The 15,316-nt window shown below is 63.5% G+C and carries 7 protein-coding genes; 2 read left to right on the top strand and 5 right to left on the bottom strand.

Going from position 1 to position 15,316, the window contains the following annotated elements:
* Positions 1 to 57: 57 nt before the first annotated feature.
* The 5 genes from glgX to B0G81_RS01640 form a co-directional block, all read right to left on the bottom strand.
* Complete coding sequence (glgX, locus tag B0G81_RS01660; protein ID WP_116122636.1) at positions 58 to 2,277, bottom strand: glycogen debranching protein GlgX; 2,220 nt, start codon at positions 2,275 to 2,277, stop codon at positions 58 to 60.
* A 110-nt stretch (positions 2,278 to 2,387) separates the two neighbouring features.
* A complete protein-coding gene (gene glgB / locus B0G81_RS01655) occupies positions 2,388 to 4,598 on the bottom strand; it encodes a 1,4-alpha-glucan branching protein GlgB (RefSeq protein ID WP_134132899.1) in 2,211 nt (736 codons plus the stop codon).
* On the bottom strand, positions 4,591 to 8,061 hold the full coding sequence (gene treS, locus B0G81_RS01650; RefSeq protein ID WP_134132896.1) for a maltose alpha-D-glucosyltransferase: 3,471 nt from the start codon (positions 8,059 to 8,061) through the stop codon (positions 4,591 to 4,593). Before treS ends, glgB begins: the two co-directional genes overlap by 8 nt.
* The gene (locus B0G81_RS01645) at positions 8,058 to 11,501 is read right to left on the bottom strand and encodes an alpha-1,4-glucan--maltose-1-phosphate maltosyltransferase (RefSeq protein ID WP_134132892.1); all 3,444 of its coding nucleotides are present in this window, start codon (positions 11,499 to 11,501) and stop codon (positions 8,058 to 8,060) included. Before B0G81_RS01645 ends, treS begins: the two co-directional genes overlap by 4 nt.
* A gap of 466 nt (positions 11,502 to 11,967) precedes the next feature.
* Complete coding sequence (locus B0G81_RS01640) at positions 11,968 to 12,630, bottom strand: DUF1345 domain-containing protein (RefSeq protein ID WP_106282631.1); 663 nt, start codon at positions 12,628 to 12,630, stop codon at positions 11,968 to 11,970.
* A 361-nt stretch (positions 12,631 to 12,991) separates the two neighbouring features.
* Between B0G81_RS01640 and B0G81_RS01635 the strand changes: the two genes are divergently transcribed.
* A complete protein-coding gene (locus B0G81_RS01635; protein ID WP_208328502.1) occupies positions 12,992 to 13,585 on the top strand; it encodes a sugar dehydrogenase complex small subunit in 594 nt (197 codons plus the stop codon).
* A gap of 125 nt (positions 13,586 to 13,710) precedes the next feature.
* Complete coding sequence (locus B0G81_RS01630) at positions 13,711 to 15,312, top strand: GMC family oxidoreductase (RefSeq protein WP_134132888.1); 1,602 nt, start codon at positions 13,711 to 13,713, stop codon at positions 15,310 to 15,312.
* Positions 15,313 to 15,316 lie beyond the last annotated feature (4 nt).

Genomic DNA, 15,316 nt, shown 5'->3' with positions numbered 1-15,316 from the left:
TACGACGACAACGCGCAATAACGCAGCCCGCGTGCTGTCGGGTCGCGGCGCCGCCGCCTAAGTGGTCGGCGACGTATCGCTACTGGGCGGATGCGCACCCGGATCGGGCGGCAGCGCAGTCAGAAGCCTTGGCCCATGCTGCGCACCGGCCTTCCAGCCCGCTTGCCAATCGGCGTCGCCCACTGGCTGCGCGGCCAGCATCACGAGGCTGTGCGCGGCCACTTCGACCTCCGCTGCCGCCAGCCGATGCGGCGCGCTCTCCGGCTCCGCAGTGTCTAACAGCACGTGCCATTCCAGGTGCGGTGCGGGCGGCGTAAAACGCAGTGTTTCCTCGTTGGCGTTGAGCATCATTAACAATACTTCTGTTTCGCCGTTTAAGCCTGGACCCGCGCGGCGCAGCGTGAACGCGCGGCCTTCGGGATCCTGCCAGGCTTCGATGGTGAGCGGGTCGCCGTGTTCGTCGAACCAGCCGACATCGAACAGGCCCGGCAGCACTTCACGATCGCCGAACAGAAAACGCGTTTCGCGCAGCAGCGGATGTTGCTTGCGCAGCGCGATCACGCGCGCGACGAACGCGGTCATCTGCCGCCCGTCCGGCGAATCCGCGCGTTCCCAGTCGATCCAGGAGATTTCGTTGTCCTGGCAATACGCGTTGTTGTTGCCGTTCTGCGTGCGCAGCGATTCGTCGCCGGCCAGCACCATCGGCGTGCCGAGCGCCACCAGCAGCGTGGTGATCAGCGAGCGCGCCACACGTTTGCGAGTGGCGAGAATCGCGGGGTCGTCGGTCGGTCCTTCAACGCCCCAGTTGCGGCTGCAATTTTCATTGTGGCCGTCGTTGTTGCCTTCGCGATTGGCATCGTTGTGCTTCTGCTCGTAAGAGGTGACGTCGGCCAACGTAAAACCGTCATGCGAGGTGACAAAATTGACCGATGCCCACGGCTTCCTCGCCCGCCGGTTGAAGAGGTCCGCCGAGCCGGTCAGGCGCGCGGCGAGGTCGGGCCGCAAACCGGCGTCGCCGCGCCAGAAACGCCGCACGGTGTCGCGGAAACGGTCGTTCCATTCGCTGAAGCCTGGCGGATGATTGCCCAGCTGATAACCGCCAGGACCGATGTCCCACGGCTCGGAAATCAGTTTGCGTTGCGACAGGATCGGGTCCTGACGCAACGCGTCGAAGAAACCGGAGCCGGGATCGAAACCGTGCTGCTCACGGCCAAGCGTGACGCCGAGATCGAAACGGAAGCCGTCGATATTGAACGCCGTCGACCAGTAGCGCAGCGAATCCATCACCATTTGCAGCACGCGCGGGTGTGGCAGATTCACGGTATTGCCACAGCCTGTGTCGTTGATATGGTGACGTTCGTCGCCGGGAATCAAGCGATAATAGCTGGCGTTGTCGAGGCCGCGCCACGACACCGTCGGCCCCATCTCGTTGCCTTCGCAGGTGTGGTTGTAGACCACGTCGAGAATCACTTCGATGCCGGCCGCGTGCAACTGACGCACGGCGATGCGCATTTCGTCGAGCCGGTGCGTACTCAGATACGACGGCTCCGGCGCGAAAAAGGCCGCCGTGTTGTAACCCCAGTAGTTGCGCAGGCCGCGCTCCACCAGGAAGCGGTCGTTGAGAAACGCATGCACGGGCAGCAGTTCGATCGCGGTCACGCCGAGCTTCACCATATGTTCGATGAACTCCGGCGAAGCCAGTGCCGCGAACGTGCCGCGTTCATGCTGACGCAAATCGGCGCGCAACATCGAGGCGCCGCGCACATGCGTCTCGTAGACGATGGTTTCGCCCCAAGGTACGTTCGGGCGTTTGTCGTGCGACCAGTCGAACGCCTCGTCGATCACCACGCACTTCGGCATGGCCGGCGCCGAATCGCGGCGGTCGATGGAAAGGTCCGCGCGATTCGAATGCACGCGATAACCGAACAGCGCATCCGACCAGCGAAACTGGCCGACCAGTTTGCGCGCGTATGGATCGAGCAGCAGTTTGTGCGGGTTGAAGCGATGCCCATGCTGCGGCTGATACGGCCCATGCGCGCGAAACCCATAGGCGGTGCCCGGATGCGCGTTGGGCAGATAGCCGTGCCAGACTTCGTCGGTGCATTCGGGCAGCGTGTAGCGGCGGATTTCCTTGCGGCCCGTGGGGTCGAACAGGCAAAGCTCGATTTTTTGCGCGTTCGCCGAGAACACCGCAAAGTTGACGCCGAGGCCATCCCAGCTAGCGCCGAGCGGATAGGGCGAACCGGGCAGAAGCCGGTCGGGCATTGCATGCGACATGATTCCCCTTCCTTGTTCTGATTGTTGAACGCGATCGTGGGTCTTCATGCAACGAGCGCGCGGCGCGAAGATTTCGCACGCCGCGCGCTCGCTTCACCGCTCGTCCTTCTTTAGTCCGCGCGCAATACGATCGTTGCAAGCGGCGGCAGCGTTAGCGAAGCGGAGTGCGGCCAGCCATGGCTCGATTGTTCGTCGGTATGGATCAGGCCGCCGTTGCCCATGTTCGACCCGCCATACACGCCGGCGTCCGTATTGAGCACTTCCGACCAGCGTCCGCCGCGCGGCATGCCGATCCGGTAACCCACACGCGGCACCGGCGTCATATTGCAGACTACGACCAGTTCGCGGCCGGCGCCATCGGTGCGGCGATAGGCGAACACGCTGTTGCCGCTGTCGTCGCCGATCAGCCACTCGAAGCCGCCCGGCTCGCAATCGAGCAGATGCAGCGCGGGCTCTTCGTTGTACAGCCGGTTCAGGTCGCGCACCAGCTTTTGCACGCCGTGGTGGTTCGGGTCGTCGAGCAGATGCCAATGCGGCGACGTATCGTGGTCGAACTCCGCCAACTGGCCGAATTCGCCGCCCATGAATAGCAGCTTCTTCCCGGGATGCGTCCACATGAAGCCGAAATATGCGCGCAGGTTGGCGAACTTCTGCCACCTGTCGCCGGGCATCTTGCCGAGCAGCGAGCCCTTGCCGTGCACCACTTCGTCGTGCGAGAGCGGCAGCACGAAGCGCTCCGAGTACGCGTACACCATCCCGAACGTCAGCATGTGGTGATGGTATTGGCGGTAGACCGGATCTTCCTCCATGTAGTGCAGCGTATCGTGCATCCAGCCCATGTTCCACTTGAACTGGAAGCCGAGACCACCGTCTTCGACACGTGCCGTCACGCCCGGCCATGCGGTCGATTCCTCGGCGATCGTGATCGCGCCTGGCACTCCCGGCACATAACCGACTTCGTGATTCAGGCGTTTGAGGAACGCGATCGATTCGAGGTTCTCACGGCCGCCGTAAATATTCGGCACCCACTCGTCGGCTGCGCGCGAATAGTCGCGATACAACATCGACGCGACCGCGTCCACGCGCAGACCGTCGACGTGATAGCGCTTCAGCCACGCCAGCCCCGAAGCGACCAGGAACGCGCTCACCTCGTTGCGGCCGAGGTTGTAGATCATCGTGTTCCAGTCCTGGTGATAGCCTTCGCGTGGGTCCGCATGCTCGTAGAGCGGTGTGCCGTCGAAGTCGATCAGACCATGAGCGTCGTTCGGAAAGTGCGCCGGCACCCAATCGAGAATCACGCCGAGTCCGGCTTCGTGCGCCTTGTCGACGAATCTCGCGAACTGTTCGGGCTTGCCGAAGCGCGCCGACGGCGCGAACTGCCCGAGCGGCTGATAACCCCACGAACCGCCGAACGGATGCTCGGCAATCGGCATGAACTCCACGTGCGTGAAGCCCATGCTTTTCACGTACGGGATCATGCGTTCCGCGAGTTCATCCCAATCGAGCCCGCGCTGACCTTGTTCCGCGACGCGCAGCCAGGACTCGGCATGCGCTTCGTAAATCGAGATTGGCGAGCGCGGCGTCTGCTTGCCGGCGCGCGACTGGATCCATTCGTGATCGGTCCACGGAAACTGCTCGATCTCGTCGACATGCGCGACGACGGACGCGGTGCCCGGCGGCTTCTCCGTTTGCATCGCGCAAGGATCGGCCTTCAGAGGTAACGGATGACCATCGCGCGAGAGCAACTCGTATTTGTAGCGCGTACCCGGCCCGACACGCGGCACGAACAATTCCCATACGCCGGCCTGATGCCGCAGCCGCATCGGATGACGCCGGCCGTCCCACGCATTGAAGTCACCCACCACCGAAACGCGCCGTGCGTTCGGCGCCCACACGGCGAAGCGCACACCCGGCACGCCGTCGACTTCCATCGGGCGAGCGCCGAGACATTCAAGCACCGCATAGGGATCGCCGCCGGCGAGCCGGCCAAGCGGCTCGTCGCCGAGAACCGGACCGAACGAATACGTGTCCTCGATTTCCTGCACCACGCCATGCCAGTCGATCCGCAAACGGTACGGCGCCGCAGTCGTGACGCGGCCGGCAAACAGCCCCGGCCGCACTTGCTCGAGTTCGCCGAGCAGCGCACCGTCGGCACGCGCAATCACGCTGACATGCGCGGCGTTCGGCAACAGCGCGCGTACCACGGGGCCGGCGTCGGTCTGATGCATCCCGAGTTGCGAGAAAGGATCGGGGTGGCGCGCTTCGACGAGCGCGTCGATCTCGAGCGGTTGGAGGCCTACGGCCGGATCATGCTCACTCATAGTCGCCCTCGGCCGGATTAGGCGGTGTGGCGGCGCCTGGCGCCTGGGTTGATGAATGGTGGCCGGGCGCACCGGTGTCGCCGAGCAATCGGCTGGTGAGCGCGGCGAGGCCGCGTACCGGCAAACTGAGCCACGTCGGACGGTTGGCCGCTTCGTAACGGATTTCGTAGGCGGCTTTTTCGATCAGGAACAGATCGAGCAAGGCCTGTTCGGCTTCGGGCGCGACGAGCGGCGTCGACGCTTGCGCGGCAGCCGCGCGATACTCGCTGAGGAACGTTTCGGTGGCATGCACGCGGAAACGGTCGAACAGCGCGCGCTTGCGATCGGCGGTCTGTTGCGGCGCCGCCTCCGTGGTGGACTGCGCCGCCGCGCTCGCATACGACAGCGAACGCATCAAGCCGGCCACGTCACGCAGCGGGCTCGATTTCTGTCGACGTTCTTCAAGCGTGCGTGCCGGCTCGCCTTCGAAGTCGATCAGGAATGCGTCGCCCTGCGCGACCAGTACCTGGCCGAGGTGGAAGTCGCCGTGAATGCGAATGCGCAGCGCGCCCGCGTCGGCGGAAACCAGCTTGTCGACGGCGGCCACGAGTTCCTTGCGCCGGTCAATCAGACTTTGCGCCAGCGCCTTGGTTTCCGGATCGCTCATCTGCTCGATGCGCGGCGCGAGCAGGTCGAGCGCGCTGGCGAGCATGGCCTGCGTGCCGTCCACCCATGCCTTCACCTGCTCCGCGCCGGCCGCTTCCGGCGCGAACGCCGGGTCGTCCGTCGGCGAGGCGAGCGCCACGTGCAGTTCGCCCAGCCGTCTGCCGATCGTGCCGGCCAACGCGCTGTAGCCTTCCAGCAAAATGGATTCGTTGGTGCGGTCCGGGGCCGATTGCGCTTCGGTATCGACAGCGATAGCGATAGCGAGTTCGTCCACCGAGCGGCGCAGATAATCGAGCGACCAGTTCCACGCGTCGCCCTGATTCTCGATATAGCCTTGCAGAATACAGAGCGTGTGCGGCACGCCTTCGGGATCGACGCGCACCACCTCGCCATACAGCGGCGCGGTATTCGCGTAACCCAATTGCGTGAGGTAGCGGCTGATTTCGGCTTCCGGATGAATGCCGCTCACGAGGCGACGCACCAGCTTCAGCACGACTGCGTCGGCGATGATCAGCGAACTGTTGCTCTGCTCAGCGGCGAGCCAGCGGATCTCCGGCCGTTCGCCGAGCCCTTCGAGTTCGGCGAAACGCTCGGTCGGCAGGAACTTGATTTCGCTCTTCTGCACGGTGGGCACGACGGCGCGTTCGCGCAATTTGCGCATCACGCCATGTGCGAAGATCGGCAAGGCAAAGGCGTCCGTCAGATGCCCCACGTTGCGGCCGCGCCGCACGCGTGCGAAGGCCAGTTGCTTGAACAACGGGAAAGTGGTTTCGCCGCCCCACGTGATGGCGATCGGCACCACGTAGCGCTCGGTGTGACCGCCCACGTCCGCTTCGATTTCGGTAAAGGCGAAGCCGCCGTGCGGAATCGTGGTCAATGCCGCGAGCCGCACCGCATTGAGCTTTTGATCCTTCGACGCAAACCAGCGGCGCCGGCTCAGCCATGAAGGCAGGACTTCCGATTCGAGCAGACGTACGTTTTCCGGCGTCGGACCGACCTGGCCTTCGCGGATCACGATCGTGACGAATTCCGGCAGCGATTCCGAATGGGCCTGTGCCCATGTCGGACGTTGCCCGCCCGGACATAGCATGAACCACAGGAAGCCGTACGGCGGGAACGTCAGCAGATAAGTCAGTTGGCCGATGGCCGGGAACACGGAGTCCGCGGTCATTTCGATCGGCACCGAACCGTTGAACTCGGACAGATCGAGCTCAACCGCTTGCGGCGCGCGCGAGAGATTTGCCACGCACAGGATCGGCGGTTCGCCTGGCATTTCACGCAGATACGCGAGAATCTTGCGGTTTTCCGGCTTCAGGAAGCGGATCGTGCCGCGCCCGAAAGTCTGCTTCGCGCGGCGCGTGGCGAGCATGCGGCGGGTCCAGTTCAGCAGCGAATGCGGGTCGCGGCTTTGCGCCTCCACGTTCACCGCGTCGAAACCGTATAGCGAGCCCATGACCGGCGGCAGCACCAGTTGCTCAGGGTCGGCGCGTGAAAATCCGCCGTTGCGATCGGATGACCACTGCATCGGCGTACGTACGCCGTCGCGGTCGCCCAAGTGGATGTTGTCGCCCATGCCGAGTTCGTCGCCGTAATAGATCACGGGTGTGCCGGGCATGGAAAGCAGCAGCGAATTGATCAGTTCGATACGGCGGCGGTCGCGCTCCATCAGCGGCGCGAGGCGGCGGCGAATGCCGAGATTCAAACGTGCGCGGCGGTCGCTCGCGTAGGTGTTCCACAAATAGTCGCGCTCGGAATCCGTGACCATTTCCAGCGTCAGCTCGTCGTGATTGCGCAGGAAAATCGCCCACTGGTTCGTTGCGGCGAGGTCCGGCGTTTGCCGCATGATGTCGGTGATCGGGAAACGGTCTTCGCTCGCAATTGACATGTAGATGCGCGGCATCAGCGGGAAGTGGAATGCCATGTGGCATTCGTCTTCGTCGCCAAAATATTCCTTTACGTCTTCCGGCCACTGGTTCGCTTCGGCGAGCAGCATCCGGTTCGGATACTCGGCGTCGATGGTGGCGCGGATCTTCTTCAGGATCGCGTGGGTTTCCGGCAGGTTCTCGTTGTTCGTGCCTTCACGTTCCACGAGATACGGCACCGCGTCGAGCCGCAACCCGTCGATGCCCATATCGAGCCAGAAGCGCATGACCTGCAGCACTTCCTTCAGCACGGCCGGATTGTCGAAATTCAGATCGGGCTGATGCGAGTAAAAACGATGCCAGTAGTACGCGCCCGCCACCGGATCGTGCGTCCAGTTGGACGGCTCCGAGTCGATAAAGATGATCCGCGTTTCCTGGTACTTCTGATCCGTGTCGGACCACACGTAGTAGTTGCGGTGGTTCGAGCCCGGCTTCGCGCGGCGCGCGCGCTGAAACCACGGATGCTGATCCGACGTATGGTTGATGACCAGTTCGGTAATCACGCGAATACCGCGTGCGTGCGCTTCCTGAATGAAGCGCTTCACGTCGGCGATCTGACCGTAGTCGGGGTGCACGCTGCGATAATCGGCGATGTCGTAGCCGTCGTCGCGTCGCGGCGACGGATAGAACGGCAGCAGCCAGATCGCGTTGACACCGAGTTCGGCGATGTAGTCGAGCTTCGCGATCAAGCCGGGAAAATCGCCCACGCCGTCGTTATTCGCGTCGAAGAACGACTTGATGTGCACCTGATAGATGATCGCGTCTTTGTACCAGAGCGGATCGTCGCTCAACGCCGCGGGCTTGCCGCGCCGATTGGTGCGCGGTCTGGCCGTGTTGCCGGGGGCATTGCCCACCGGTGACTGTGTCGTGGTTTGAGCTGGGTCGTCACGCTTCATGTCGCACCTTCCGTTGAGGTTGGGTTGCCAGCGTCTGCGTGATAGTCGCTGTCGGCTTCATCGGGCCGTTCGGCGGGCAGGCCGCCGAGCGGCCCGATGCGCCAGATCGAGAACGGCTGGCCCGACCCGAGCTGAACGTGCTGCCAGCGGCCGTGCCATTCGAAGCGGGCGCCGGTCATCTGGTCGGTGACTTCCAGCGGGCCATGATCGTGCAGATTCCATTTCTGGAAAGTCTCCCACGACAATTCGATATCCGCGCCCTGTTCGTTGAACGGGTCGAGATTGATTGCGACGAGGATCACGTTGTCGCGCGCTTCGGTTGCCTTTTCGAAGAACAGGATGTGATCGTTATGCGCGGGCAGGAATGTCAGGCCGAGATGCGTTTGCAGCGCCGGGTTCGCGCGGCGAATCCGGTTCAGCGCCGTAATCTCGGGGACGATGTTGCCGGGCCGGTTCCAGTCCCACGCGCGCAACTGGTACTTCTCGGAGTCGAGATATTCCTCGCTGTTGGGCAGTGCGGCGGCCTCGCATAGCTCGAAACCACTATACACGCCCCACAAACCGGCCAGTGTCGAAGCGAGCGCGGCGCGAATCAGAAAGCCCGTGCGTCCCTGCGATTGCAAATGCCGCGGGTTGATATCCGGCGTATTGACGAAGAAGTTCGGCCGGTACGAATCACGCGCGCCGGTTTGCGTGAGCTCGGACATGTACTCGATGAAATCGCGCTTGGATTCCCGCCACGTGAAGTACGTGTACGACTGCGAGAAACCGATCTTGCCGAGCCGGTTCATCATGCGCGGGCGCGTGAAGGCTTCGGCGAGGAAGATCGTGTCGGGATAGCGTGCCCGTACATCGCCGATTACCCACTCCCAGAACGGCAGCGGCTTGGTGTGCGGATTGTCGATGCGGAAAATGTGCACGCCCGCTTCGATCCAGAACAGGAAGACGTCGCGCAGCGCGAGCCACAAATCGGGCTTGGCGTCGTGCGCATAGAAGTCGGGATTGACAATGTCCTGATACTTCTTCGGCGGATTCTCCGCGTAGCGCAGCGTGCCGTCGGGGCGCCACGCGAACCACGTCGGATGTTCCTTCAGCCACGGATGATCCGGCGAACATTGCACCGCGAAGTCGAGCGCGATTTCCAGGCCGTGCGCGTGCGCGGCGGCGAGCATCGCCTTGAAGTCGTCGAGCGTGCCGAGTTGCGGATGCACGGCCGTATGGCCGCCTTCGACTCCGCCGATAGCGTACGGGCTGCCGACGTCGCCTGGCTGCGCCGTCAGCGTATTGTTACGGCCTTTGCGATTCGCCACGCCGATCGGGTGAATCGGCGGGAAATACAGCACGTCGAAACCCATGTCGCGAATGCGCGGCAGTTTGGCCGTGACGTCGGCGAAAGTGCCGTGGCGCGATTCGTCGTCACTCATCGAGCGCGGGAAGATTTCGTACCAGCTAGCGAAGCGCGCGGCGGTGCGATCGGCGTCGATCTTGTAGATGACCGGATCGCGGCTCAGGAACGGCCGGTGGCGCGCGGCGGTCATCGCCTTCGCCGTGGTCGGCGAGAGCAGCAGCGCGAGCTTGGTTTCCGCATCGGCCTTGGTGAAGAGCTTGACGATATGTTCGAGCGGTTCGATGAGCGCCCCTTCCGAGGTTTCGACCTCGGCGAGCACCAGCGCGAACAGATGCGACGCTTCGTCGAGTTCGAGCTCGACGGTTTGTCCCGCCTTCAGCTTCTTCTGCACGTGCTCGACCAGCGAAGCGAAGTCGTCGCGCCATGCGATCACGGTGAATTCGTGACGGCCCATGCGGTCGAGCGGGATGCGCGCTTTCCAGATATCGAGGCCGGCGGGTTGAGCCGGTTCCATCAGCACTTCGTGCCAGGCGGTTTCGTCGGCGGCGCGCCAGATCACGGCGGCGGCGATCTTGTCGTGACCTTCGGCGAAGATCGCGGCGGTGATTTCCGCGCGTTCGCCCACGCTGCGCTTGGCCGCGAAGCGGCCGTTGTCGACCGAGGGCGTCACGCTCTCAATGGCCACGCGCGGCGCGCTCAGCGCCTCGAGTACGGTCTTGCGGCCGCTGCGCTTGCTGTTCGGTTTGTCGATGGGCGGCGCGAGGCGGATCGGCTTCTCAGTGACCGCGCGGAACAGGCGGACCGCGCCAGGTGCGAGTGTGAATGGCGTGAGCGTGGCGGGTGATGCGTTGGCGGGCGCGTCGAGCGGCACGAAGCGCGTGAAGTTGCCGGGCACGCCCGCGAGGAAGCGCGCGGGATCGACGCGTACCGGCGCGCCGAGTTCGGGATTGATCGCGATCAGGATGGCTTCGTCGGCATGGCGCAAGTCGGGCTGATCGGCGCGCAGCAATATCGCGGCCGGTGCGCCGGGCCCGCTGAGCGGGCGCAACTCACCGTTGGCGTGCAGCGTTTTCGATTTACTCGCCACCAGGTTCACATGCGTGATGGCTTCAGTGAGATCGAATTTTTTCGCCTGGGCGGCGCGGGCGAACTGCGCAGCGTCGCCGCGTGTTTGCGACATGGGCTCGGCGATACCGTACTCGAAACCCATCGGCATCATCCAGCCCGTGCCGATCGACGCCGAGGTAAACAGCGCGCGCCGGTAAGCCCGCTCGACGATGGCGGCGTCGTGCACATCGGTCAGTTCGGCGGCGAGACGAGTGCCGTATGGCGCTTCAGGAAAGCCGATCGGGGCCGCGATGCGCGCGAGCGCGGCATGCTCCTCGACCATCCAGCTCGCGCGGAAGTCCCACCAGCGCACCGACGAGAACACGCTGTCGAAGCCGGCGCCTTGCAGGCCGAGCAGATCGTCACGCGCCAGGCCAGGCGTGGCGGCGAGAAAACGCACCTCAGGATGCTGCGCGCGGACCGCGTCGCCCAATTGCCGCCAGACGGCGGCCGGCACGCGATGCGGCGAATCGAAGCGGAACCCGCCCACGCCGGCCTCGGCGAGCGCCAGCAATTGCTGCGTCCACCAGCCGACCAGCGCGGCACTGCTGCCCGCCTCGTTGAAGTTCGCATACGCGACGTTGTCCTCGCGATGCACATGGCGCGGATCGAGCCGCGCCTCTTCAGATTCGAAGGGATGGAACCAGTCGGCATGTTCGGCGTACAGCGCGCCGTCCGCGGCCATCCGGTCGATCACCAGATCGACCAGCAGGGTCAGGCCATTCTGCTTTGCCGCGTTCGCAAGCGTGCGAATCGCCTCGGTGGCCGACTGCTGCTGGGCTTCGAATACCGGATGCAGGCGGGCGTGGTTGCCGACCACCTGTCCGTGGCCGGCCTGTCCAGGCTCGAAGAGGCTGCCGATCAGCGCGTGATCGAAGCTCAGCGCGGCTGCGTGCGCGAACTGCGCTGGCCACGCATCGAGCGGCCCAACCAGAAGTGAATGAAAAAAGTAAATCCGCGGCGCGTACCCGTTTCGAGGTTCCATCGGTGGTTTCCAGATTCGTCCTGCTGCGGTGTGGATGCAGTTGGCATGCGATCACAGCGCTCATTGGGCTTCCAGAGCCGAATACCGCGCGATGCATAAAGCGACGGCGCGTACTGGTCAATGTAGTGCAAAGATCGTCACGCCGCTGGCCAGTAAAGGGTGCTTTGACGCCAGGCGTCGATTGGGCGGGCCGGCCAGATCGCTTCGGGAGACGCAGCAAACGCTGTGCCAGTGCGGCTCGGTCGGGAGCGATGGAGAGGGGAGCGTACGCCTCGCAGTAAGCTTCCGAAGGAGGCGCAAAAAAGGCGCGAGGCGCTTGGAGACGTCGAATGGACGGCCGCCGCGTGTAAAACGGGCGACCGCGGTCCGGGATTTACACGTGACGCGTCAGAGGCGGGGCGACGACCGCAAAAGGTGGAGTTTTATGCGGCGAGGGTGTTCGCGAGGGCGCTTTGTGTCGGCAGTATTACGAGCCGAGCAAACCCGCCGCGATGTTCACGCACAAGCCCAGCACAGCCACGTTGAAGTAGAACGACAGGACGGATTGCGCGAGCGCCGCGCGGCGGAACGAACGCGAGCGCAACGCCACGTCCGACGTTTGCGAGGCGACGGCGATAGTGAACGAAAAATACAGAAAATCCCAATAGTCCGGCTGGAGCGCCTTGTCGGGAAACAGTAGAGGCGTTTCCTTTGCTTCGAGATCGTAGTAAAGCCGCGCATAGTGCAGCGTGAAGATGGTCGGGATCAGGAACCATGCGCCGAACAGCGTGAGCCCGGTCAGCACGTAGTGCCAAACTGTGGAAGCGCCTGCCGTCCCCTTGACCGAGGCCAGTTCCATCACGATGGCGGCAATACTCGCGATGGTCGCCATACAGATGACGATCAGCACCACGCCGGCGTTCTCGTCGTCGCGACGGGCGAATTCGCGCACGCGGCCTTCGTCGGCGACGGCCATGTGCACCCAGATCATCGCCAGATAACTCCAGACGGCCGCATCCCAACCGGCCAGCACGCGGACCATCGGACGTGTATGCGCGGGCACAAGCACCGCGGCGATGATGCCGAGCGCAAGGCCGACCAGCATGCGCGGTCGATTGCGAAGAACCTGTGGGTAGTATTTGGTGAGCATGGAATGTAGGGTGTCGGGCTCTCGGTGTCGCGGATTCTACCCGCGCCTGGCCCTTCATTTGTCGAATGGACGGGTCACAGGCTATAGTCTTTCGCAACGCCCTTGCGCGCCGCTTTCAGTTGAAAGGCGATTGGCAGGCGGCCCGTCTTTTTTTGCCACGCATGCCATGCCGTGCATGCGGTTTCATACGGATGTCATCAGCACCGCGTCGCTCCAGTTCGCACTGGGTACGCGCTTGCTCATAAAAGACCGCTCAAGCGGCGCTTAGACCAGGTTTGGGGTAGAGATCGACGCCACGCGCGAATGGCAGCACGCCACGGTCGCGAGGCACGTTGAGAATCACTCACCATCTGGAGTCCCCATGACAGATGTACCCAAGAACAATGATGCGCGCCACGAAGCGACGCATCCAGCAGAGTTGCCGCCGTCAGCATCGGTTTCCGCCTCGCGCAGGGCGTGGGTGCTCGGCGCATGCGCGGCGGCCGCGGCGCTCGCGTTTGCCGGCGCCGGCCGCTCGCTTTCATGGATCACGCCGGCGTTTGCGGACACGCCCGCAGGCGGCGGCCTCGACGCTTTCCTCGCACTTTCGCAGCGCCTCACCGGCCGCACGGGCTTCGATGCCCCGCTCGGCAAACGCGTCTACGATGCCCTCGTCAAATCCGACAGTCAGTTCACGCAGAACGTCGGCGCGCTCAACACATGGCTGCAAGGCCATGGCGGCGTACCGTCCGATACCGTGACGCAGGCCTTGCAAGTCGACCAGCCCGCGCTCGCCAAAACCGTGAGCGCGATCATGCGCGCGTGGTATCTCGGGCTCGTCGGCGACATGCCGCATGTGGACGTGGTCGCTTACGAAAAAGCGTTGATGTTCGAGCCCGTCAAGGACGTGCTCACGATTCCGTCCTATTGCCGGGACGTGCCGTTCTACTGGACGAAGAAACCGCTGAGCGCTTAAAGACATTCCTCTCGCGCGTGCCGCATCGCTCGATTGAATCATTCGACGCAGCGCCGGTACGTGAATACAGCAAGCACAAACAGGCAGCACAACAGGCAGCACAGCAAGCCTGCAAGAGGGCAACAATGGCAAACTCAAATTCCGCCGACATCGTCGTGGTCGGTTCGGGCGTGGCGGGCGGACTGGTCGCGCATCAGATGGCGCTCGCCGGCGCGTCGGTGATTCTGCTCGAGGCCGGGCCACGCATTCCGCGTTGGCAGATCGTCGAGAACTTCCGCAACTCGCCGGTCAAGTCGGACTTCGCGACACCGTATCCATCGACGCCTTACGCGCCGCATCCCGAGTACGCGCCCGAAAACAATTATCTGATCCAGAAAGGCGACTATCCGTATAGCTCGCAGTATCTGCGGCTGGTAGGCGGCACGACCTGGCATTGGGCCGCGGCCGCCTGGCGGCTGTTGCCCTCGGACTTCCAGTTGCACAAGCTGTATGGCGTGGGACGCGACTGGCCGTATCCGTATGAAACGCTGGAGCCGTGGTATTCGGCGGCTGAAGTGCAACTCGGTGTGTCCGGCCCGGGCAGTTCGATCGATCTCGGCTCGCCGCGCTCGAAGCCGTATCCGATGAACCCGCTTCCGCTCTCGTACATGGATCAGCGTTTCAGCGACGTGCTCAATGCGCAAGGCTTCAAGGTCGTGCCCGAGCCGGTGGCGCGCAACAGCCGTCCGTACGATGCGCGGCCTACCTGCTGCGGCAATAACAACTGCATGCCGATCTGCCCGATCGCCGCGATGTACAACGGCGTCGTGCATGCGGAGAAAGCCGAACAGGCCGGCGCGAAACTGATTCCGGAAGCGGTGGTGTATCGCGTCGAAGCGGACAACAAAGGGTTGATCACGGCAGTCCACTACAAGGACCCGAACGGCAACAGCACGCGCGTGACCGGCAAACTGTTCGTGCTCGCCGCGAACGGCATCGAAACGCCGAAGCTGATGCTGATGTCGACGTCCGATAAATTCCCGCATGGCGTCGGCAACAGTTCCGACCAGGTGGGCCGCAACCTGATGGACCATCCGGGCACGGGCGTTACGTTCCTCGCCAATGAACCGTTGTGGCCCGGACGCGGACCGATGGAGATGACCTCGATCGTCAACTTTCGCGATGGCGCGTTCCGTTCGGACTACGCCGCGAAGAAGCTGCATCTCTCGAACGGCGTGCCCACGATGAGCGTGACCGCCGCACTGCTCAAGCAAGGTCTGACCGGCGCCGAACTCGACCGGCAGATTCGCGACCGCGCGGCACGCACGCTGAATATCAACAGCTTCCACGAGCATCTGGCCGAGCCGCAGAACCGCGTGGTGCCGTCGGCGGATCACAAGGATTCGCTCGGCATTCCGCAGCCGGAAATCTATTACTCGATCAATGACTACGTGAAGAAAAGCGCGGCCAACACGCACGAACTGTATGCGCAGATCGCCGCGCTGTTCGGCGGCGCCGAGGTCACTTTCGACGATACCTTCGCGCCGAACAATCACATCATGGGCACCACGATCATGGGTAGCGATCCGGCGGATTCGGTCGTCGATGCGGACTGCCGCACGCACGACCACTCCAATCTGTTCATCGCCAGCAGCGGCGTGATGCCGACCGCGGCGTCGGTGAATTGCACGCTGACGATCGCGGCTTTGTCGCTGAAGCTGGCCGACAAGCTCAAGCATGAAATCTGAGCGT

The organism is Paraburkholderia sp. BL6665CI2N2, from assembly GCF_004366535.1.
Classification (GTDB): domain Bacteria; phylum Pseudomonadota; class Gammaproteobacteria; order Burkholderiales; family Burkholderiaceae; genus Paraburkholderia.
This window is presented reverse-complemented; position numbering and strand designations above follow the sequence as displayed.